The organism is Flavonifractor sp. An306 (assembly GCF_002159455.1).
Classification (GTDB): domain Bacteria; phylum Bacillota; class Clostridia; order Oscillospirales; family Oscillospiraceae; genus Flavonifractor.
In genome coordinates this window covers 1-21,176 of sequence record NZ_NFIQ01000064.1, presented here as the reverse complement: position 1 = coordinate 21,176, position 21,176 = coordinate 1, and the positions used below count along the sequence as shown (strand labels likewise).

The following is a 21,176-nucleotide window of genomic DNA, read 5'->3' as shown; positions in this document are numbered from 1 at the left end:
CCTCCAGTGTAAAGGAACTATTCAAATTGTAAATGGCTGTTTTCAGTTGACCAAAATTGGCGTTTTTCGCCTGACCCGGAATGGCGATTATCGCCTGACGCTAACATTAACATTATCTGCTCCTTATCCCACTACGGCGATGCGTTTACCATTGTAATCACCCCTTTCTTTATAATTTATCCTGCTCGTCAGATTCTTCGGGCCACGGGGGCGGAGTGGGAATATTCTCGCCCAGTCCGTCATAGGTCTGGCTCCATACCATCCCCCACAGCGTCCGCCAATGGTAGATACTGTTTTGCTCATCAAATACAGGTGCATTTGTACTGGTCGTTTTGCCGGTCAGGACATTAAAGGACACTTGCCGGATGATACGCAGGGCACGCCGAGCACGCTCCAATTCCTGCTTCGCGTTCTCTAATTCCTGCTTCACGCGCCCCAATTCATCGTTGCTGTTCACGTTGTTCACCTCCTTTTCTGACTACATTATATATCCGAACTTTTCCAATGTAAATATCGGAAAAATAACGGAAATTTAATTAAAATCATAACTTTTTAACAGAAAATTAAGTGGCCGCGATAATTGTAATTATCCGGCCATGGAAATGACATTTATATAGCCCAGTTAATTGACATTAAAATTTCCCACCGCCGAAAGAGGTTGATTTTCAGGCGTTTTCGTCAGCGGGGCTTTGAGCAGGCATTTTTCGGGCACGGCTGCAAAAATTTTTCTGTAAATCCGAAATAATCCCGTCCTCGCTGTCTTTCGATACATTTTCGACCATTTTTCCCGTCAAAATGCACAAAAATCCCCCGCCCCGGATATCGGGGCGGGGGATGCGGCAGATTAGTTGAGGATGCAGTCTTCTGCCGTGAAGCCCATGTTGTACAGGGCCTGACACAACTGCGCACGGGTGATGGTGTCGTTGGCTCCGAAGGTTCCTGCGGCATCATAGCCGCTGAACATGCCGAGGTTCCATGCCGTGCAGATTTCTTCGACAGCAATTTCAACGAGTCTATCGTGAGATGCGAGGAAATTATCAGGATTTTCATCTGCATAGGCATTGGCACAAGCCAAAATTGCCTCGCTGTCAGGGAAATCCGTGGCAGAATGACGAACTTCGCTCACACGACGGCCGTCCTGATAGAACAGACGGAACCAGACGCCACGAAGACGAGCGTTCAGATAAGGCTGGCCATTATACATCAGGGGGTCTGTGCGTACGGGTATTCCGGTTTCATTGGCCAGTTCCAGCAGTTCGCCGGACAGGACATTAGAGGTAGCGTCACTCTGCAGAACGCCGACGATATAGATAGCCGCCTCGCCACGAGTCAGCGGCTTGGCATTTGCCCAATCAACGCTGGCAGTAGAGTTGATACGCTTGACCAGACGGTTCATGATGGTTTCCAACTGTGCGTCAGTGATGATGTCGTTGGGGCCGAAATTACCGTTGCCATAGCCTGCGAGAACATTGTTCTCGGTCATCGTCATGATGGCATCGTAATACCATGCACCGGGCTGTACATCGCTGTAAGAGTGCGTGTAGTTGGTGTTCCCGGAGTTGGTCGAGCCGCTGTTGCTCCCGTTGTTGGGGCTGGAAGTACCAGTGTTTCCAGTGTTGGAGTCAATGTCGTCGGAATCAACAGACGCATTGCTGACTGTAACAGACTTGCCGTCGGTGGTATCGTAACCGGTCAGGTAAGTGTAGGTATCGCCACGATATTGGTACACATCGACAATCAGGCCGGCAGGAATGGTTGTACCGTTCAGGTCACTGAGGCTGTACTTGCCGGCAATCTGGATGAGGACGGAGCCGCTGGAAGGCCAATCGAAGGTGTCAATATATGCAACATGCACCTTTTCATCATAGAGATTGATAGCCTCTTCAGCAGACAGGCTTTCATGGCTCGGATTGGGGCTGGTGGTGTTACTGGCAGAGATGTTGTTCGTACCGGCATTGCTGGTTTCTCCCAACTGGAGCCAATAGTAAGCCCAAACGCCGTTGCTTTCATCAGCAATCAGGAAGTAGACTTCCATGTTCTGTGTGCTGGTGCCACGCCAATCGTAGTCGAAAATCTGGCTGACACTGCCGGTTTTCGCCTGACAACCACCGAGGCCGGACGGCTCCAGAACGCCGCTGTTGTTGCTTTCCGTGTAGACCATGACATGCACAAGACTGTCGTCGCTGGTGACCGTGACATGGCTGTCCGGCTTGATAACGACAGGTGTGAGCATGAGGTCTCGGCCATCGGGTTCGGGCATGGTGACAGGGTTCTTGGTGTACGCCTCGTCAAACACGATGGTCTGGTCGTAAGTCGTGAGGGTGACACGGCCATAATCATCAGGGGCGACCGCATATGCTGATGGGACTATACCCGTCAACATCAAAGCAGTCAGCAATGCACCAAGAAATCGCCGGTATTTTTTCATGGGTATCTCTCCTACAATAATAATTACGGTTTAAGGCGCGGCCGCCAGCCGCGTCTTTTTCCATCTCAAAGCCGAAGCTGTTAGAATGAGAGAGTAAATGGCCTGACAGTGTGTACCTTGGGCTAACACGCCCGCCAAGGAGTCCGTCAGCCGCCTCTCTCATTCGCAGCATTCGATTTGCGCAGGTAGAGCCACCGTGTGCGCTCGCGTCACCCAGGAGATTGAACAGGCAATGAGGAAAGGGCGAAAGGCCATATCCAATCAGAAGGAGGAGCGATATGAACGCAGTTGGAATTGATGTTTCCAAAGGGAAAAGCATGGTGGCTGCCCTGCGGCCAATGGGTGAAGTAGCATTGCTGCCACAGGAATTTCTCCACACCGGGGTCGGTTTGGAGCAGATGGCTTACGCCATCCTTGCGCTGGGAGAAGATACCCGCGTTGTCATGGAGGCCACCGGCCGCTATCATGAGCCGGTTGCGGCAGCGCTGCATGAGTACGGCATCTATGTCTGTGTCCTAAATCCGCTGTACATCAAGCAGAGCGGAGGCGGTTCTATCCGCAAGGTCAAGACCGACAAGGCCGATGCCATGAAGATTGCCAAGTACGGCCTTGACAACTGGGTGGATCTGCGGGAATATACTCCCATGGACACTGTAAGACAACAACTGAAGCTGTGCAGCCGCCAGTACAACCTCTACATGAAAACGGTGGTGTCGCTGCAAAACAATCTCATTTCTCTGACCGACAAGACCTTTCCCGGCGTGAGCGAACTGTTCTCCAGCCCGGAGCGTACGGACGGCCACCAGAAATGGGTGGACTTTGTCATGACCTTCTGGCACTGTGACTGCATCTGCCGCGTCAGCGAGAAGGCATTCACCGAGCGTTACCAGAAGTGGTGCAAACGCAAAGGTTACCATTGCAGCGTCGAGAAAGCATTGGACATCTATGCCAGCAGCTGTGGGCATTTCACTACACTACCGAAGAACGACAACACCAAGCTGCTCATTGTTACAGCCGCGCAGCAGCTTCTCGCAGGCAAGACCACACTGGCTGCTCTGCGGGCAGAGATGACACGACTCGCCTCACAGCTTCCGGAGTACGAAACCGTGCGCGCCATGTACGGCGTTGGCGAAACCACAGCTGCGCAGCTCATGGCTGAGATTGGCGATGTGCGCCGCTTTCCGCGCCGCAGCTCTATTGTGGGCTTCGCTGGCGTTGACCCGGCTGTGGACCAGTCCGGCAAGCATGAGACACAAAGCACGCATACCACAAAGCGTGGGTCACCGCATCTTCGGAAAACGCTGTACCAGATCGTCTGCACATATCTCAGAAAAGCACCAGCAGACGAGCCGGTGTACCAGTTTCTCGATAAGAAACGCGCTGAGGGCAAGCCGTACTTTGTATACATGACCGCTGCACAGAACAAGTTCCTGCGTATCTACTATGCCCGTGTGAAGGAATGCCTGGAGGCTTTTGACGCACAGCAAGGCACCTCACAAGGATAAATCAGATTGATGCTTTATCCCGGCTGGCGAAGCTTTTTCTCCAGCTTGTTTTGTCATGCCCTTTTTCAGTCGCGCAATTTTTGCGGGACTTTTTTATTTCAGCTATTGACTTTTGTTTGCAGGACTCCTTGCAGGCTATAAGCAGGAATAGAACTCAATGGCTAAAATTGGAATAGTCATAAATCATTGGACACCATACGGTGCTTCTCTATTTGAGAGTATTATATGACGATGTTTTTCTCCATATTGTCCCTTCCATCAGGAACGCTTTCCGATCCCGAAACGTGCTTCATACTGTTCCCGGGCCTGCTCCCGCACCCCCGGGCGCTTATTCTTCATCTGGTTCCGCAGCCAGCTTTTTTGCGCGATGGAAAGCTGCCACGGGAGGTTGCAGAGCCGGTTCAAGGTCACCCGCTCTTGCCTGTTCCTCCGGCGGCAGCTGGGCGCAGGCTCTGCAGATGTGGGTCGCGTGGCCCCTTCCGGAGAATTTCTCGTGGGCCTTATATTCATCGCAGACCTTGCAGTAGTGCCCCTGCCTTTTCATATCCGATCCCTTTCATCGCCGCCTGTTGGGGCGGCGCTTTTCTTTCCCCTCATTGTGGTTCATCGGACGGCGGTTGTCAAGCACACGCGGCTGGCTGTCCTCCAGCCGAATTTTTGAATTTACAAAAAGTTCACAGAATTTTTGATCACTTTTGCCTCTGAGCGGTGCGTATTAAAGCGATGGAATAACCAAGGAAGTCCCGGTCAAGAGAAAAAGTTCATATAGTATCTTCTTCTGAAGGGCTGCTGGGGAAACTGGCGGAACGCCGTTTTCATTCCCCGAGGGATCCACGACTGTCCCCGGACCGGCCAACAGCGGGGCTGCCTGCGCTGTTTGGACTACCAAGGATCCATCGTACCCAAAGCGGTCAACCACATTATATGAACATGAGGAGATGAAAAGGAAACAATGAAACGGATCAACATCAAATGCCCCTACTGTGGGTCCCGGGCGTACCTGCGGCCAGCATCCGTGGTCTATGGCGACCATACGGACGATGCGGGGGCCAAGCTCTATGTATGCGCCCGGTACCCCGCCTGTGACGCCTATGTGGCGGCCCACAAGGATACCCTGCTGCCCATGGGCACGCTGGCGGACCGGAACCTGCGCCGCAAGCGCATGGAGGCGCACTCCGCCCTGAACCAGCTGATTGGTAGCGGCATCATGACGCGGAAACAGGCGTACCGCTGGCTCCAGATCCAGCTTGGTTTGCCGGAATCCGAGGCACATATCGCCAAGTTTTCAGAGCTGCGGTGCCAGAAAGTGATCGAATTGTGCCGCGCCCTCTCCCGGGCGCAGACCCGGGCGGCTTGACCGCCATCCCGGCTGAGCGAGGTAAAAACCGCAATGACAATGAAAAACTGGATACAGATGAACGAGGCGCAGAGGGCGTTGGTGGAGGAGAACCTGTCTCTGGTGGGCCAGACCATCGCCCGGCATATCCGATACAACGAGGACATCTGCGGCATGGGCACAGATGATCTGTATCAGGAGGGCTGCTGGGCACTCTGCCGCGCCGCTATGACCTACGATCAGGCGGGGCGTGGAACGCCATTTTCCGCCTACGCCCGGCCTGTGATCCGCAACCACCTGCTGGATCACTGCCGGCGTGTGCTGCGCCAGCGGGAGCATTTGCCCACCGTGCCGCTGGATGTCCCGGTCAGCGAGGATATCCCTCCCCCGGAGGCTTGGCTTCGGGATATGGATGGACAAGAGGTGTGGGACGCCCAGATCCTTGTGGATCAGCTCCTGGAGCACGGCAGACGCACCTGCACCGCCGTGGCCAGGCTGGGCGTGGAGGCGCTGGCGCTGAAGGCCAAGGGCTATACCGGGGCCGACATCGCCAGGATGTATCATACCAAGCCCAACCATGTGGGAGCGTGGATCTCCCGCGCCGCGGAAAAACTGCGCGGGGATGAAACCTTCGCCGCGTTGCTGGATCGTGGGGCGAAGGCGAAAGCGGCCGGTTTTTGAGGCCAAGCTAAGGATGAACAGATACATAGGAGGACGAACACTATGAAAATGCGGAGACGAACACTTTACACAGCGGTAGGGCACTTCAAAAAGGTCGTTACCAGGGACGGCGCCTATCCTGTAGTGCTGGTAAACCGGCAGGAATACCGGATGGACCCACAAGAAATGGCCGTTTGGAGCATCCTGAACTGGCGGCTTTTGGACGCCCAGGGCCTGGAGGAGTACTACGAGCCTATGTTCCAGACGCTGAGGCTGGAGGAGCGCCGCACACTGGAAAACTGCCTTGGCCGCCTGGTGACCAGGGGCCTGGTGGCCGCCGGGCATGGCGAGACTGACTTCGAGGCTCTGTACGATCTGTTGAGCAACCTGTATGTGGTACCCATCTCGGAGAGCCTGCCCCTGCGTACCGTTACCTTCCTCAAAATGATCCTGCTGGATGGAGTGTCTTTTTCCCGGGCGAAGCAGATTTTTCAAAAATCACGGCTGTCTGAGGGTGAAGCCCGGGTGATGGCCCTGGCAAGGCAGGCGCTGCTCTCCACGGCGGAGCTGATCCGCTGCGTGGAGCTGGGCATCACCGACGTCTCCAGTGACGAGAAGGTGATGGATGCCCTCTACGGCGACGCCGACGCCACCAGCGACAACATGGGAGATCTGATGCGCTCCTCTCAAAGCCGGGGGCCGGTTACGCTGTCTGTCGCCAACCTGTGTCTGCACAAGCAGATCATCTTTGAGCGGGTGTAGGGTATGGATAGGCTTGCGTTTCAGGAATGGCCCGCCGTGCTGCGGCGCCGGTGGATTCTCATCGGCGCCGCAGGGATCGGGTTTCTGTTGGTGGGACTGGCTGTGTTTTTCTCGCTTGGGGATCTCGTGCTGCTGATGCTCAGCGGGATGCTGACGCTCTGTACGCTCCTGCACTGCGTGGAGTTTTACCGCACGGTCCGACGCCGGCGTTATCAGGCGATAGAGGCGGCCTGCATGGCTCTTGGCCATCCCAGCATCGGGCGCCGGAGGGAAATCCAGCTGCTTTTACAGGACGGCAGGGAAGTTGTTGTAACATGGGATAAGCGTGTAAACCTGCGGATTGGACGCCGATACCGGATCTTTTACCGTTTGGACTGCGCCCCGCCTCACGGCGGGGCTGGGCTTCATGACCTGCCTGCGGGAAACCTGCTCCTCGCGCTGGAGGATCTTGGGAAATCCTGTGCCGGCGCGGCTATAGAGGATAAGGAAGATGCCTGACATAACCGATAAACCCCACACTGCGGCGCTAATCCCAGATGACCCAGTATTTCCGTGAGGCCTTTGGCGGCTTATCTGCCTGGCCTACCCCAATGCGTTGGTTCTGGAGCATCTGCTCATGCCGCCCATTGGTTCTGCGCTCGCTGGACGCATTCGGAGGTGCGGGGCTTGGCTGACTGGGCCAGATTTCTGTCTATCCAGATGTGTCGGTGGGACGGGGATATGGGAAACTGCGCCCCCTGCGGCCCTGGGGGGCAAGTTCGGGACCTACGGGGATCTTATTTCTCTCCTGCTCTGGTCAGCTGACGGAAGAGCTTCCGTTTTATATCATGTAATTTTACCCCTGCCGCAAGCTATTTGGATGCAGGAATATCGTAAAGCAGGCGCCATGGACTCAGGGATGCCTGTTCATATCCACTATCAGCCGGGAGAAGCGCATCGCTTCTCCCGGCTGGTTTTATGGAGTTCCTTCGTCAAAACGATGCGGCAGCTGTGCTTAACTTTTTCCCTGACGAAAACAAACGACATCGGACAGGAAAAGGCTTTCTGAAACAGCCGCCCTCAAATTTTAAGTTTTTTCCAGAGAGATTGTAAAATTCAAAAAACATTCTGTATGCCATAGGACATACAGAATGCAGATCAGTATATATTCATGTGTCGCACAGCACCCAAGCTGATGCTGCTGAAAATAGGATTCGTGTCAGGGCATCGAAATATACCTGCGGGTATATATGTGCACCTTACAGGGTTGAGAACGGGATTCTCCATCATCCAGCAGAAGAAAATTACCGCCACAGTAATTATAGCACTGATGCGTGGCTGCGGGCCTTGCGGTACTGCCGATAATTCATTCTCGGTCTTGTGATCTTCCTTGATGGGCCGGTACCCGCAAAATGCTGTCCACATTCTGCTTGATGATGCCATAGTCGGCCAGCTCCGTTTTCACTTCGCCGTACTTGGCACGCCGCAGGCGGCTTATTTTGCTGTTTCTTTTTTGTACTGGTATCGGATTGTCCGCTATGACATAGAACCTCTCATTTTAGATTGCGGACACTCTATCAGGATGTGGAGACCACGTTTTATAGTACTTACTTAGTACATCAGGTTCTTCTCGGTCTGGGGATCGAAGAGGTGGATGAGCTTGGGGCGGAACGCGAAGCGGATCTCGGTGCCATAGGGGATACCGGCGCGGTGCTCCTCGGGCAGATCCATGGTGGGGATGCGCAGCACCACGTCCTTGCCCACGGCGTTGACGTGCAGGTATACCTCGCTGCCCATCATCTCGGACACGTCCACCTTGCTGGCGATGGTGTGGCCCCCCGCCTCAGAGGCGAAGGAGATGTGCTCCGGCCGGACGCCGACGGTGACGGCCTGGTCGCCCACGCCCCGGCTGGACAGCAGCTCCTGGGCCCGGCCGGCCAGCACGATGACGGCCTCGCCCACCTGGATCTGGTATTTGCCGCCCTGCTTGGACAGCTGCCCGTCGAAGAAGTTCATCTGGGGGGAGCCGATGAAGCCGGCCACAAACAGGTTGGCGGGCTGGTCGAACACCTCCTGGGGGGTGCCGATCTGCTGGATGAAACCGTCCTTCATGATGACGATCCGGTCGCCCAGGGTCATAGCCTCGGTCTGGTCGTGGGTGACATAGACAAAAGTGGTGTTGATGCGCTGTCTGAGCTTGATGATTTCAGCCCGCATCTGGTTGCGCAGCTTGGCGTCCAGGTTGGACAGGGGTTCGTCCATCAGGAACACCTGGGGGTCCCGGACGATGGCACGTCCGATGGCCACACGCTGCCGCTGGCCGCCGGACAGGGCCTTGGGCTTGCGGTCCAGATACTGGGTGATGTCCAGGATCTCCGCAGCCTCCCGCACCTTCTTGTCGATCTCATCCTTGGGGGTCTTGCGCAGTTTCAGGGCGAAAGCCATGTTCTCATAAACGGTCATGTGGGGGTACAGGGCATAGCTCTGGAAGACCATGGCGATGTCCCGGTCCTTGGGCTCCACGTCGTTCATCCGCTTGCCGCCGATGAACAGATCACCCTCGGAGATGTCTTCCAGCCCTGCGATCATCCGCAGCGTGGTGGACTTGCCGCAGCCGGAGGGGCCCACCAGCACGATGAACTCCTTGTCCGCAATCTCCAGGTTGAAATCGTGGACGGCGGTCACCTTGTTGTCGTAGATCTTCTTGACGTTCTTCAGGCTCACAGTTGCCATTTTCCAGGGCCGTAAGGGCAATGCCTCCGCAAATACCCCCTCGCCCACGGGGAGCAGAACCCCGCGGACGTTACGACAGGTCTCCACACTGCCGCACCGCCGGCCCGGCGGATAGTTCCTCCTTTTTGACCGCTCCCCCGCCCTATGGAAATGGAGTAGTGCGGGAGGCGTGTGATAGGGGCTGCTTTCTGGGCCTATCCGCTGTGCCGAAGGGCAAATGCCTCAAAGGGGCGCAGGGCAGTTCCGCTGCAGGGATTGCCATAGTTGGAGAGCAGCAGTTCGGCGCCGGCCCAGCCGCCGGGGAGGGAATACGCCGCCTCCTTTCCGGTGAAATTGCAGACCACCAGGATCTGCTCCCCTCCAAGCGTCCGGGTATATGTATAGACCTCCTCGCTGTCCGGGAGGAGAAGCTGATAATGGCCATACAGGAGGGTGTCGCTCTTTTTCCGCACGGAAAGGAGCTTCCGGTAAAAGTGATAGACGGAATCCGGGTCGCCCAGCTGCCTTTGGGCGTTGATTTTCGGATAGTTGGGGTTGAGGGCAATCCAGGGCTTTCCAACGGTAAAGCCCGCATTGGCGCCGTCAGTCCACTGCATAGGGGTGCGGGCATGCTCCCGGCTGATGTAGTTGACAACCCGCATCATGTCCTCATGGCTTACCCCCAAACGCTCCGTCCGCTCCCAATAGGCGTTTCGGGTCTGTACGTCGTTGATTTCAGCAATCCCTGTGAAGCGAGTGTTGGTCATGCCCAGCTCCTCCCCCTGGTAGATATAGGGGGTGCCCTGCATCAGATACAGGCACAGGGCCAGCATTTTGGCCGAGCGGACCCGGTTCTCCTCCGTGGAGTCGTCCCCAAATCGGGAGACTGGACGGGGCTGGTCATGGTTGCCCCAGAACAGGGTGTTCCACGCCCTTCCGTCCAAAATGGTCTGCCAGCGGGTCAAAACACGTTTGATATCTGTCAGCTTCCAGCTGTGCTCCCGCTCCCACCTCCGGGTTTCCCCGCCGTCCACATCGACCAGCTCAAAGTGGAACACCATGTTGAGCTCGCCCTCGTCAAAGCCGGCATAGCGGCACGCCAGCTCCGGAGTCACGGCGGAATTCTCCCCTACGGTCATGCAGTCGTACCGGCTGAGCACCCGGCGGTTCATCTCCTTGAGGAACTCATGGACCCGGGGGCCGTTGGCGCACTGGCCTGTGTAGTCCCCGTAGAGCCCGTCTGGCCGCAGGGGGCCGTCGGCATAGCCGCCCTTGGAGATCATGCTGATCACGTCCATGCGGAAGCCGTCAATGCCCTTCTGAAACCAGAAATCCATCATGTCATAGACTTCCTCCCGCACAGCCGGGTTCTCCCAGTTGAGATCTGGCTGCTCCGGCGTGAACAGGTGGAGGTAGTACTGCCCGCTGCCGGCGTCATAGGACCAGGCCGGCCCGCCAAAGCAGCCGCCCCAATTGTTTGGGGGGCCCCCGCCGGGGGAGGGGTCCTTCCAGATGTAGTAATCCCGGTAGGGGCTGTTTCGGCCAGAGCGGCTGGAGATAAACCAGGGGTGCTGGTCAGAGGTGTGGTTGACCACCAGGTCCATGACCAGGCGCATCCCACGCCGGTGGACCTCAGAGAGCAGCCGGTCGAAATCTTCCATGGTCCCAAACTCAGACAGAATGGCCCGGTAGTTCCGGATGTCGTATCCGTTGTCCACATTGGGGGAGTCGTACACCGGGTTGAGCCATAGCACATCTGCGCCCAGTTCCTGTAGATAGTCCAGCTTTTGCAGGATGCCGTTGAGGTCGCCGATCCCATCTCCGTTGGAGTCGCAGAAGCTCCTGGGGTAGATCTGGTATACGGCGGCCTCCTTCCACCAAGCACGTCGAATCTCTTCCATGGCAGCGCCTCCTTCCCAAGGTTACAGGATCAGGCTGGGCAGCTCTTCCAGCTTGCCCAGATGGTAGTCCGGCGCGAAGGGGAGCGCTGCGTCCCCGATCACGGCACAGTCCATACCGCCGGCCTTTGCGGCCTCCAGCCCGGCCGGGGCGTCCTCCACCACCAGGCAGAGCCCGGCCGGTATCCCAAGCAGCTCCGCCGCCCGCAGGAACACCTCGGGGTCTGGCTTGGAGCGGGTGATCTGGTTGCCGTCGCACACCGCATCGAACAGGCCTTCGGCCTGGAGCTGGTGGAGAATGAAGCCGGCGTTCTTACTGGAGGAGCCCACGGCCAGCTTCAGGCCCGCGATACGGAGCGAGCGGAGGGTCTCCCGCACGCCATCCTCCATGTCCGCCGGGGTGAGTTGGCTGAGCAGGGCGCGGTAGCGGTCGTTCTTCTCCTCTGCCAGGCGCCGCTTCTCATCGGGGGAGAGGGACAGGGGGCTCCCCTCCAGGATGATCTCCAGGCTCTCCATCCGGCTGACGCCCCGCAGCCGCTGGTTGATGGTCTCGTCAAAGGGGGCCTGTACCTCCTTGGCCGTCTGCTTCCAAGCCTCAAAATGGAAGCGGTCGGTGGTGCACAGCACACCATCCAGATCAAAAATAACAGCTTGATACCGCATGATTATTGCACGCCTCCGTCGCTTACCGCCTGCCTCTGCCCGCCCTGGGACAGGGTGTATACCACATGCTCCAGCTGGAGGTGGACCGGATGGCCGGACAGGTGGGTCACGCTCATACGCTCCGGCGTCAGTTCCACCCGCAGCCGGGCGCCCTGCCATTCCAGGCAGAACGCCAGCCGCCGCCACGTCCCAGGCAGGTGGTTCCGCAGGGAGAGCGCGCCCTCGTGCCACTGCAGCCCGGCAAAGCCGCACACCACGCACTGCCAGATGTTCCCCATAGATGCGCTGTGGATTCCTTCGTCGGAGGAGGTGGGGTTTGGCCCCAGGTCCACGGCGCTGGCATGGCGGTACAGATCCAGCGCCATCTCATCCAGGGACAGCCACGCGGCCAGGATACAGTGCTGCCCATGGCTCAGGGAGGAGTCGTGGAGGGTGCGGGATTCATAGAACAGGAAGTTTTTCCGGCGGATGTCCGGGGAGAACAAGTCCGGCATGATGCGCAGCAGCATGACAAGATCCGCCTGCTTGGATACCATCAGGCGGTTCATCTGCGCCTGGCTGTAGTCCTCATAGATGTCGGAGACTCCTGCCTGGCTCTTGTACCGCGCCAGATCAATTTTCTCCAGCCCCAGATACTGGTCGTTTTGGGGGACAAGCCCGTCCGCCCTGGGGACAGGCAGATAGAGGGCCTGCCGCTTGGCGCGGAGCTCACAGATCAGAAGTGGGAGGTCATACTGCCTGGACAGGCGGGCCCAGGCAGCGGGCCACTGCTGCTCCATGCGTACCATGGTATCGGCCGCATATTCCAGATTCCAAGCCGCCATATAGTTGGTAAAGGCGTTGTTGTCCACATGCTCCTTGTACTCATCCGGGCCGATGACATTGCAGATTTCATACCGCCCCTGCAGCTCCTTCCACTCCAGCCGGCTGGCCCAAAACCGCGCAGTTTCCACCAGGAGCTCACATCCGCATCGGTTCATAAAGTCGTCGTCCCCGGTGGCGGTGTAGTACAGCCAGACGGCCCAGGCGATATCCGCGGTGATATGGTGTTCCAGCAGGCCGGTGAGTATAGGGATGCTGTCCCCGGTGGCGATATCGGCCGCGCCGAACCTGGGCGTCACCTCCCCGTCGTCCAGCCAGGCGCTTTCCCAAGGGAACATGGCCCCTGCATAGTGGTTTTCCTGCGCCTTCCTCCGGGCCCCGGGCAGGCTCCGCCAGCGGTACTCCAGCAAGGTGCGGGCGGCGGACGGGTCAGTCAGCAGGTAGTGGGGCAGCAGGAACATCTCCGTGTCCCAGAAGGAGTGGCCCTTATACCCCTCCCCGGTCATCCCCTTTGCGCCGATGCCGACCCGGCTGTCGTCCCGCTTGATCATGATGTTCAGGTGGTAGAGGGCAAAGCGCAGGCCCAGCTGGTCGAAGGGTTCCGGGCTGTCGATTTCTACGTCGTTCTTCTCCCAATAGGCGGCCCACTGCCCGGCAGAGTCCGCCAGCAGCGCCTCGTAGCCCCGTTCAGCCGCCGCCTGGATGCACGCGTCGCCCGCCGCACAGACGGGGGCAATCTGGTCCGTTCCAGATGGGTGGCCGGCTGCAGTGAAAGAGAGGTCCCGCCCCGTGTGGTAGCAGGCCAGCTTCTCCATTTTCAGGGCCTGTCCCGCGGCCAGCCGAAAGACGCAGCGGCTGACAAAGCGGCGGCGCTCCATTACCGGCAGCACCCGGTCCGGCTGCGGAGTAAACCTGTGGATGCAGTGGACGGCGATGGGGATCTGGGACTGGCCTGTCTGGGTGCACAGCCGGAGCACTTCGCCGTTCAGCAGGCGCTTTTCCCCCTCGGCGCAGTGCTGGGAGCCGGTATTGGTGATGCGGGCGTTGATGCCGCTCTCCACAGTCAGCTCCACAGCCCCGGACAGGGGGGTCAGCTCCATTGAGAAGGCGGCCAGGTGCACCTCTTTCAGGGAGACAAAGCGCCGGAAACGCAGCTCCACCTGGTCACCCTTGGGGCTGGTCCACCGTACGCGGCGGACCACCTCGCCGGTGCGCAGGTCCATCGTGCGGGAATACCCCTCCCAGGAACCGCGGTCCATGGAGAACCGCTCCCCGTTGATGGAGAGGAACAGTTCCGTCACATCCGGCAGGTTGGGGAGCTCCGTCACCTCGTCCGCCATGGCCTTGTTGAATGTCCCGGTGATGAACGCGCCCCGGCGCTGGCCCACATAGCTCTCCTCCTGGGCGCAGCGCAGGTTCAGATATCCATTTCCCTGGGCCAGGATGGATTCCCCCTTGGCGATATAACGGGGGTCAAAGCCGGTTTCCTCGATGATCCAGCCCTGTTGTCTGTTTTGATTCATAAGCGAGGCTCCTTGTCTTGGAAATTCAGCCTTTTATACCGGCTGTGGCCACACTGGCCTGCACCTTTTCCTGCGCCAGTGCGTACAAGATGATCCCCGGCAGGATCACCACAGCCAGCGCGGAGAACAGCTGGGTGTAGTTGTAGGAGAATTCACTGGTGAAGAAGGCCAATGCGATGGGGAGGGTCCGCTGGGAGTCGGAGACTGTCAGCAGGGAGGCGAAATAGTACTCGTTCCAGTTGTTCAGGAACATCAAGATGCCAGCCGTGGTCAGGGCATTTTTGGCCAGGGGCAGATTGATCCTCCAGAACACACGCACGAAGCCAGCGCCGTCCACAATCGCCGCCTCGTCCAGGGTCTTGGGTACGGCCATAAAGCCGGCCTTGAGGATAAAGATGGACATGGCCATACCCATGGACAGATAGACGAAGGTGACGCCCCAGATATTGTCATACAGGCCCATGTACATGATCAGGCTGAAGATTGGCTGGGTCTTGCTGTGGCTGGGCACCAGCAGAGTGATGGTAAAGAGGACGTACAACAGCCGCCGCCCGGGGAATTGGAATTTTGCGATCACATAGGCGCCCATGGAGTAGAACAACAGGGACACCACGGTGGACACCCCGGCGGCCAGCAGGGAGTTCAGGAAGTAGACGGGGAAGTTGTAGGTTTCAAACAGATGGGCAAAGGTGTCGAAGGAGATGGACGACGGCAGGGCCAGGGGATCGCTCAGAATCTCCCCGTTGGTCTTGAACGCCGACATGATGACCCAGAGGATGGGGAAGGCGGAGATGATAATGACGAACGCCTCGACCACATAGAGGAACGTGCGCGTCAAGCCCTTTTTCAGCTTCATATCTCTCACCTCAATAGTCCGATTCATCCATGCGGAACAGCTTGTTCACCACGAACAGGATCAGCAGGCCGATCAGGAACATCACCACGCCCACCGCGTTGGCGTAGCCGTAGCGGTAGTCCAGGATGCCGTTCACCAGGAGGATGGACAGGCTCATGGTGTCATTTCCCGGCCCGCCGGCGGTGGTCAGGGAGATCTGCTCATACATGGCGATGCGGGCCGTCAGGGAGCAGATCACGCTGGTGCCGATGGCGCTGCGGCACAGGGGGAGCTGGATGTAGCGGATGAACTGCCAGCCGGTGGCGCCGTCCAGCCGTGCGGCCTCCCCCAGCTCCTGGGGGATATTCATCAGGTCGCCTAGCACCACCAGGGTGACGATCACCGCGTAGAACAGCCACGTCAGCGTCACCGCCCAGAAGGCCCAGGGGGACTGATAAAACCACTGGACGTCGAAGCCCGGGTTTACGCCGCGGATGATGTTATTGAGCACCCCAAAGTCGTTGTTGAAGATAAAGCGGTAAATCATGGCCCAGGCCGCGGCGCTGATCACGTTGGGGATCATGAACACGGCACGGGTTGCCTTCCAGCCCCGGGGCTTCTGGTAGAGCACAAAGGCCACCAGGGTGCCAAAGCCCACGTGCAGGGTGGCTGCCACCAGGCACCAGAAAAACAGGTTCTTCAGCGACTGCAGGAAGGCGCTGTTGGTAAACAGGTTGATGTAGTTGCGCAGCCCGTTGAACTCGGGGCTGGTGAAGCCGTCCCACCGGGTAAACGAGGTGAGAAACACCTGGACGATGGGGGCGGCGTAGAACAGGACGAAAATGACGATTGTCGGGAGCAGAAACAGGTAGATCCACTTGTAGCTCGCCCGCTGCATGCGGCTGACGCGGGGTCGGCGGGCTACCCGTCCTCGGATGGCATTCATATCAAACTCCTTTCCCCTTGCGGCGGCCCCTTTCCCGGCGGGGCCGCCGCCAATCCCTCATCCGCCGTGGACAGGGGGATAAAAATGCGGTGCGCCATTGGCTCTCGCGGGAGCATGACGCACCGCATGACCCAGTCTAGCGGGAGACGGTTCCCGCTTACTCAGCCGTGGCCGCAGTGGCGCTGTCGGTCATCCACTGGGCGAACTCCTCGGGGGAATATGTACCGTCCGCCAGGGAGGGCAGCAGCCGGCCGAAGTCAGAGTTGGCCACAGAGGCGGGGATCATATCCAGGATGCAGGGGGCAAAGACCGTCTCCTCGGTGGTGTCGGCGGCCAGATCGGCCAGCACCTGGGTCTCGCCCTGCTGGGCCTTGAAGCCGTCGCTGTACTCCAGCTTGGGGGCGTCACCGCCCTCGGCCAGCAGGAAGGCCTCCAGCTCCTCGGGGGAGTAGACGAACTCCAGGAACGCCTTGGCCAGCTCCAGCTCCTCCTCAGAGGCGGAGGCAGAGATCCACCACTCGCCGAAGCAGGCGGTATTGGCGATGCCCACCTGGCCGGGGAACAGGGAGGCGCGCACATCGGCGCCGTTGAAGCCGTTGCTCCAGTTGGCGGAGTTGGTCTCGGCAAAGTCCGTGGACATCCAGGGGCCGTTGGAGATCAGCGCGGCCTGGTTGCTCATAAAGGAGTTGGCCGCGTCGGCATAGGCTGCGCCGATGGAGTTGGGGGCGGCGTTGTTCTGCAGCAGCTCCTGCAGCCTGGCTACGGCGTTGATAAAGATGGGGGTATTGAAGTCGGTGATCTTGGTCTCCACACCGCTCTGAAGCCACTCCACACCGCCGACCTCCTCGGCGATGAGGGCGGTGAGGAACAGGGCGGCCACCCAGCCGTTCTCCGCCGTGGAGAAGGCGATCTTCTGGTCGCCCAGGGCGGTGAGGAACTCATCCATGGACATGGCGCTCAGGTCCTCCTGGGGGTCCCACAGGGCGGAGTTGTAGAAGAACCCGGTGGGGCGCACGGTGGCCAGAGGCAGGCTGTAGATGCTCCCGTCCTCGTTGGTGCAGTACTCCAGGCCGTCCTCCAGCAGCAGGTCCTTCACCGCCGGGGTCTCGTTCAGCCACTCGCTCAGATCGTATGCCATGCCGTTGGGGAAGGCGATGTTGGCCATCCAGTCCACGTCGCCGCCCTGAACCAGCACGGGCAGCATGTTCTGCTGGGCCAGCTGCTTGAGCCGGTCGTTAAAACCATCCTGGGGGACGCTTTCCAGATTGATCTTGTACTGCCCCTCATAGAGCTGGTTGAACCGCTCCACCTGGGGCTCGAAGAATACGGCGCCCACATTTTCGCCGGTCTTGTAGGAGGGGATCGTGATCTCAATGACCCCTCCGGACCCGCTGCCGGACGGGGAATCGGCCGCGCCCGGGTCGGTTTCGCCGCCGCCGCAGCCGGCCAGTGCCGCGAGCATAGAGCCTGCCAGGATGCCTGCAATGAGCTTCTTTTTCATGGTGATCCTCCTTTTAACTTGGCATGGACATATTTTGAAACGGCTGTCCGCCATTTCAACCTGAACGAAAACGTTTTTGGAACTCGCTTGGAAAAAAGCGGGGTAACCCGCTTTTCCCTATTCAACTTAGTTTGACAATTCACTCAGGTTTTTTACGCTCTCCCGCTCCACCAGCGTGTGAGGAAGCACCAGCTTCTGGGCTGGGCGGATGCCATTGAGCATATCGTACAACAGGTGTGCGGCCTCATAGCCTTTTTCCTTGATATTTTGATCCACAGTGGTGATTTTGGGATCGGTATAGTTGGCAACCTCCAGGCCATCATATCCAACTACGGAGTAGTCATCTGGCACACGGTATCCCAGGGACTTCAGCGCCTCGATGGTACCGATAGCCAGCATATCGCTCATACACAGGAACGCAGTGGCGCTGTCCGGGGTGTGGGTGCGGAAATAGGCGCCTACCCCCGCCACCGCCTCCTCTCGCAGGAAATTGGTGTAGATAATGGAATCGTGGGTCAAAGTGAGTCCATTACGGGTAAAGGCCTGGTAGGCGCCGACTAGGCGCTCCATACTGACCATGGCGTTTTTCCGACCGTGAACCAGGACGATCTTGCGATGGCCCCGGTCAATCAGGTACTGAGTCAGCTCATCAAAGGCGGTCACGTCATCCAGAGTCACATTGCTGATACAGGGACCCCGGACCTCGGTGTCGATGGTGACGCAGGGGCGGTGGCTGGCGGCCAGGGCCTCACAGTAGGGATCATTGGTCTTCAGGCCGAACAAAATGGCCCCGGCAATATTGTGTTCGTAGCAGAGCTGCTCATAGCTCTTCTCCTTCTGTGTGCGGGAATTAATCACATACATAGCGATGTCGATGCCATGTTCGAAGGCGAATTGGTAGATCCCCTTCATCAGCATAGTCTCGAAATCATTGAGCATCGTGTCCTCTAAAAAGCCAGAGAGAACCAGAGCGATATTTTTGGAGTGCTTGGAGGATAAACTGCGGGCCATCTGATTAGGACGGTAACCCAGCTCCTGCGCTACGCGCAGGATACGCTCCCGCGTATGGCAGTTCACATCTGAATAGTTGTTCAGAGCCCGTGAGACGGTTCCAATGGTCACTCCGGCGGCCTTTGCCACATCCCGGATGGTTGCCGGCATAGGAGATCACTTCCTTTCTGGGCAAAAACGTTTTTGGAACCTGTTATAGTATTTATACAGGATCAATGGGATTTTGTCAAGATTGTTTTTTGATTTTCCACAAAATATATGGACAAATCCTGCCTGATTTCGTTCTTTCGTTAAAAAGTCAAGTGATAATCCAATAAGAGTCTGCTTGAGGTTTCTTACTTGGAATTCCTCCTTCTAAAATCAGAGTCCTGAGCGTTTTCTGCACTTTTTCAAGTAAAATAAAGGGCCACAGAGGCGTACAATGCCTCTTACATATCCCTGAAAAAATCAAAAAGTGGAAAAGGGTCCGGCCTCGTTGAGATCGGATCTGAAAAAGTTATAAGTACAACAGTTAGATAAAAGAGCAGACGTAGAGACTATAGGTACCTGACGATACTTAGGGGAAAGTCATCCCCGGATTGGAAGAACACATAAATCAACCTAACTAGTGGTTTGTCAACTGAGGGACAGAGGGGTGACACTGCGGCGTCACTCTGAGGGCCAGATATATCATAAAAACGGTGAGATAGCCCTCCACAAATCGATTTTATCGACCAGTACCCAGCCATCCGTGATGTCAACTAGGGGGATATGATTCTTTTCGATGATTGCCATCAGCTTCCTCTTTGAAATTTGATAGCGGCCTCTGTAGGCCCTTACCGACAAGCCTACAGATGTATATTTCCGATTCCTTTTATCTGGCCGTATTTTGCTGACCGCGACGTCAAATTTCAGCCTCAGCGCAATTACCAGGTCAGCGGCATCGTGCCGGTCGACACAATGATAGGAAATGGTATCTGAGTGATATTTCTTGGAGTTCGAGTAGATATAACTCAGCAAATTCTCTGTCATACCGATATGGGTGATCTTTCCCGCCTGATTTAGAAAGACGATGTAAGTGCCAGGGGGCGTTCTACGGGCCTGCTCCAGGGCTTCGTCCACAGTGATCTGCTCTGTCCCACCGCTGAGCAACCGGAGGAGGACTGCCTGGAAATCTTTTTCAGAGTAGCCTTCAAAGTTAAAGTATGCATCTTCTCGCCTTTCCTGCCGCTCCCTGCGCTCTGATTCTTTGCACTTCTCCTGCAAAGTTTCTACCTCGTGGCCCAGCTCACCAGCCACAGGGCACACTTCTTCAAACTCTGACCGAGGGATATGGTCATATTCGGGCAGTTCAAAAAATTTCAAAGAGTCCACTATAATACGATAGAGGTCCTCCAAACGGAGATCCTCGCACGCCCCCCAAAGGGAGGTGGTTCGAACGCCATTGGTATCGTAAAACCATTCTTTAATGCCAGAGTAAAAATCCCCATATTCGTGGTAGCGAAGGCGCGAATAGTAAGGAAAATAGTCGATCTCAAACACATCATAGATGGCAGAGCACATCTTAAAAATTTCGTGGCCGATGTCATTTGGGGCCATTCTATACATCCCAATACTATTCTGACAAAAGAAATCGTAATTCAAGCGGTATTCTCCACCAGTTTGCCTGAACAGGTCTCGGCAGGTCACATCTTTCGGAATAGGAGCGTGCAGATCGATCATGGTGATTCCTCCTACAATAATAATTACGGTTTAAGGCGCGGCAGCCAGCCGCGTCTTTTCCCATCTCAGAGCCGAAGCTGTTAGAATGGGAGAGTAATGGCCTGACACGTCGTTCCTTGGGCTTACACACCCGCCAAGGAGTCCGTCAGCCGCCTCTCTCGTTCGCAGCATTCGATTTGCGCGGGTAGGGCCACCGTGTGCGCTCGCGTCACCCAGGAGATTGAACAGGCAATGAGGAAAGGGCGGAAGGCCATATCCAATCAGAAGGAGGAGCGATATGAACGCGGTTGGAATTGATGTTTCCAAAGGGAAAAGCATGGTAGCTGCCCTGCGGCCAATGGGTGAAGTGGCATTGCTGCCACAGGAATTTCTCCACACCGGGGTCGGTCTGGAGCAGATGGCTTACGCCATTCTTGCGCTGGGAGAAGATACTTGCGTTGTCATGGAGGCCACTGGCCGCTACCATGAGCCAGTTGCGGCAGCGCTGCATGAGTACGGCATCTATGTCTGCGTCCTGAATCCGCTGTACATCAAGCAGAGCGGAGGTGGTTCCATCCGCAAGGTCAAGACCGACAAGGCCGATGCCATGAAGATTGACGGCCTTGACAACTGGGTGGATCTGCGGGAATATACTCCCATGGACACTGAAAGACAACAACTGAAGCTGTGCAGCCGCCAGTACAACCTCTACATGAAAACGGTGGTGTCACTGTAGAACAATCTCATTTCTCTGACCAATAAGACCTTGCCCGGCGGGAACGAACTGTTCTCCAGCCCAGAGCGTGCGGACGGCCACCAGAAATGGGTGGACTTTGTCATGACCTTCTGGCACTGCGACTGCATCTGCTGCGTCAGCGAGAAAGCATTCATCGAGCGCTACCAAAAATGGTGCAA

The 21,176-nt window shown here is 57.1% G+C and carries 18 protein-coding genes; 7 read left to right on the top strand and 11 right to left on the bottom strand.

Going from position 1 to position 21,176, the window contains the following annotated elements; genetic code table 11:
* Nucleotides 1-169: 169 nt before the first annotated feature.
* Entirely contained in the window at nt 170-457 is a 288-nt protein-coding gene (locus B5F88_RS14525; protein WP_087347588.1) for a hypothetical protein, read from the bottom strand.
* A gap of 387 nt (nt 458-844) precedes the next feature.
* The gene (locus B5F88_RS14520; protein ID WP_087347586.1) at nt 845-2,428 is read right to left on the bottom strand and encodes an S-layer homology domain-containing protein; all 1,584 of its coding nucleotides are present in this window, start codon (nt 2,426-2,428) and stop codon (nt 845-847) included.
* 278 nt (nt 2,429-2,706) lie between these two features.
* Here B5F88_RS14520 and B5F88_RS14515 point away from each other — a divergent pair, with 278 nt between their 5' ends.
* The 6 genes from B5F88_RS14515 (at nt 2,707) to B5F88_RS20305 (ending at nt 7,739) form a co-directional block, all read left to right on the top strand.
* Nucleotides 2,707-3,933, top strand: coding sequence for an IS110 family transposase (locus B5F88_RS14515; RefSeq protein WP_087347584.1), 1,227 nt, complete (start codon nt 2,707-2,709; stop codon nt 3,931-3,933).
* A gap of 952 nt (nt 3,934-4,885) precedes the next feature.
* Complete coding sequence (locus tag B5F88_RS14505; protein WP_087347582.1) at nt 4,886-5,290, top strand: zinc-finger-containing protein; 405 nt, start codon at nt 4,886-4,888, stop codon at nt 5,288-5,290.
* 33 nt (nt 5,291-5,323) lie between these two features.
* Nucleotides 5,324-5,950 (top strand): sigma-70 family RNA polymerase sigma factor, encoded by a 627-nt coding sequence (locus tag B5F88_RS14500; protein WP_087347580.1) that lies wholly within the window; start codon nt 5,324-5,326, stop codon nt 5,948-5,950.
* A gap of 42 nt (nt 5,951-5,992) precedes the next feature.
* Nucleotides 5,993-6,691 carry a hypothetical protein gene (locus B5F88_RS14495; protein WP_242959813.1) on the top strand — a complete coding sequence of 233 codons (699 nt, stop codon included), beginning with the start codon at nt 5,993-5,995 and terminating at the stop codon, nt 6,689-6,691.
* Between the two features lie 3 nt (nt 6,692-6,694).
* Nucleotides 6,695-7,189 (top strand): hypothetical protein, encoded by a 495-nt coding sequence (locus B5F88_RS14490; protein ID WP_087347578.1) that lies wholly within the window; start codon nt 6,695-6,697, stop codon nt 7,187-7,189.
* 361 nt (nt 7,190-7,550) lie between these two features.
* A complete protein-coding gene (locus B5F88_RS20305) occupies nt 7,551-7,739 on the top strand; it encodes a hypothetical protein (protein WP_140402135.1) in 189 nt (62 codons plus the stop codon).
* Nucleotides 7,740-8,281: 542 nt separating this feature from the next.
* Here B5F88_RS20305 and ugpC read toward each other — a convergent pair.
* The 9 genes from ugpC to B5F88_RS14440 all read right to left on the bottom strand — a co-directional run bounded on the left by ugpC (nt 8,282) and on the right by B5F88_RS14440 (nt 20,282).
* Complete coding sequence (gene ugpC / locus B5F88_RS14480; RefSeq protein WP_087347574.1) at nt 8,282-9,403, bottom strand: sn-glycerol-3-phosphate ABC transporter ATP-binding protein UgpC; 1,122 nt, start codon at nt 9,401-9,403, stop codon at nt 8,282-8,284.
* A 194-nt stretch (nt 9,404-9,597) separates the two neighbouring features.
* Nucleotides 9,598-11,283 (bottom strand): alpha-glucosidase, encoded by a 1,686-nt coding sequence (locus tag B5F88_RS14475; protein WP_207754499.1) that lies wholly within the window; start codon nt 11,281-11,283, stop codon nt 9,598-9,600.
* Between the two features lie 21 nt (nt 11,284-11,304).
* Nucleotides 11,305-11,943: a beta-phosphoglucomutase gene (gene pgmB, locus B5F88_RS14470; RefSeq protein ID WP_087347571.1), complete on the bottom strand. Its 639-nt coding sequence runs from the start codon at nt 11,941-11,943 to the stop codon at nt 11,305-11,307.
* A gap of 2 nt (nt 11,944-11,945) precedes the next feature.
* Nucleotides 11,946-14,288, bottom strand: coding sequence for a glycosyl hydrolase family 65 protein (locus B5F88_RS14465; RefSeq protein ID WP_087347569.1), 2,343 nt, complete (start codon nt 14,286-14,288; stop codon nt 11,946-11,948).
* A gap of 25 nt (nt 14,289-14,313) precedes the next feature.
* Nucleotides 14,314-15,144, bottom strand: a complete 831-nt coding sequence (locus B5F88_RS14460) for a carbohydrate ABC transporter permease (RefSeq protein WP_087347566.1) — start codon at nt 15,142-15,144, stop codon at nt 14,314-14,316.
* Nucleotides 15,145-15,154: 10 nt separating this feature from the next.
* Entirely contained in the window at nt 15,155-16,069 is a 915-nt protein-coding gene (locus B5F88_RS14455) for a sugar ABC transporter permease (protein ID WP_087347564.1), read from the bottom strand.
* Between the two features lie 157 nt (nt 16,070-16,226).
* Nucleotides 16,227-17,570: an ABC transporter substrate-binding protein gene (locus B5F88_RS14450; protein WP_162612199.1), complete on the bottom strand. Its 1,344-nt coding sequence runs from the start codon at nt 17,568-17,570 to the stop codon at nt 16,227-16,229.
* A 126-nt stretch (nt 17,571-17,696) separates the two neighbouring features.
* The gene (locus tag B5F88_RS14445) at nt 17,697-18,731 is read right to left on the bottom strand and encodes a LacI family DNA-binding transcriptional regulator (protein ID WP_087347561.1); all 1,035 of its coding nucleotides are present in this window, start codon (nt 18,729-18,731) and stop codon (nt 17,697-17,699) included.
* A 519-nt stretch (nt 18,732-19,250) separates the two neighbouring features.
* Nucleotides 19,251-20,282: a hypothetical protein gene (locus B5F88_RS14440; protein ID WP_087347559.1), complete on the bottom strand. Its 1,032-nt coding sequence runs from the start codon at nt 20,280-20,282 to the stop codon at nt 19,251-19,253.
* Between the two features lie 277 nt (nt 20,283-20,559).
* Here B5F88_RS14440 and B5F88_RS14435 point away from each other — a divergent pair, with 277 nt between their 5' ends.
* Nucleotides 20,560-20,997 (top strand): transposase, encoded by a 438-nt coding sequence (locus B5F88_RS14435; RefSeq protein WP_087347556.1) that lies wholly within the window; start codon nt 20,560-20,562, stop codon nt 20,995-20,997.
* The last annotated feature ends 179 nt before the right edge of the window (nt 20,998-21,176 follow it).

Excerpts from the sequence above, each read along its gene's own strand:
- B5F88_RS14520 (WP_087347586.1), bottom strand. The coding sequence starts at position 2,428 with ATGAAAAAATACCGGCGATTTCTTGGTGCATTGCTGACTGCTTTGATG.
- B5F88_RS14515 (WP_087347584.1), top strand. The coding sequence starts at position 2,707 with ATGAACGCAGTTGGAATTGATGTTTCCAAAGGGAAAAGCATGGTGGCT.
- B5F88_RS14505 (WP_087347582.1), top strand. The coding sequence starts at position 4,886 with ATGAAACGGATCAACATCAAATGCCCCTACTGTGGGTCCCGGGCGTAC.
- B5F88_RS14500 (WP_087347580.1), top strand. The coding sequence starts at position 5,324 with ATGACAATGAAAAACTGGATACAGATGAACGAGGCGCAGAGGGCGTTG.
- B5F88_RS14495 (WP_242959813.1), top strand. The coding sequence starts at position 5,993 with ATGAAAATGCGGAGACGAACACTTTACACAGCGGTAGGGCACTTCAAA.
- B5F88_RS14490 (WP_087347578.1), top strand. The coding sequence starts at position 6,695 with ATGGATAGGCTTGCGTTTCAGGAATGGCCCGCCGTGCTGCGGCGCCGG.
- B5F88_RS20305 (WP_140402135.1), top strand. The coding sequence starts at position 7,551 with ATGCAGGAATATCGTAAAGCAGGCGCCATGGACTCAGGGATGCCTGTT.
- ugpC (WP_087347574.1), bottom strand. The coding sequence starts at position 9,403 with ATGGCAACTGTGAGCCTGAAGAACGTCAAGAAGATCTACGACAACAAG.
- B5F88_RS14475 (WP_207754499.1), bottom strand. The coding sequence starts at position 11,283 with ATGGAAGAGATTCGACGTGCTTGGTGGAAGGAGGCCGCCGTATACCAG.
- pgmB (WP_087347571.1), bottom strand. The coding sequence starts at position 11,943 with ATGCGGTATCAAGCTGTTATTTTTGATCTGGATGGTGTGCTGTGCACC.
- B5F88_RS14465 (WP_087347569.1), bottom strand. The coding sequence starts at position 14,288 with ATGAATCAAAACAGACAACAGGGCTGGATCATCGAGGAAACCGGCTTT.
- B5F88_RS14460 (WP_087347566.1), bottom strand. The coding sequence starts at position 15,144 with ATGAAGCTGAAAAAGGGCTTGACGCGCACGTTCCTCTATGTGGTCGAG.
- B5F88_RS14455 (WP_087347564.1), bottom strand. The coding sequence starts at position 16,069 with ATGAATGCCATCCGAGGACGGGTAGCCCGCCGACCCCGCGTCAGCCGC.
- B5F88_RS14450 (WP_162612199.1), bottom strand. The coding sequence starts at position 17,570 with ATGAAAAAGAAGCTCATTGCAGGCATCCTGGCAGGCTCTATGCTCGCG.
- B5F88_RS14445 (WP_087347561.1), bottom strand. The coding sequence starts at position 18,731 with ATGCCGGCAACCATCCGGGATGTGGCAAAGGCCGCCGGAGTGACCATT.
- B5F88_RS14440 (WP_087347559.1), bottom strand. The coding sequence starts at position 20,282 with ATGATCGATCTGCACGCTCCTATTCCGAAAGATGTGACCTGCCGAGAC.
- B5F88_RS14435 (WP_087347556.1), top strand. The coding sequence starts at position 20,560 with ATGAACGCGGTTGGAATTGATGTTTCCAAAGGGAAAAGCATGGTAGCT.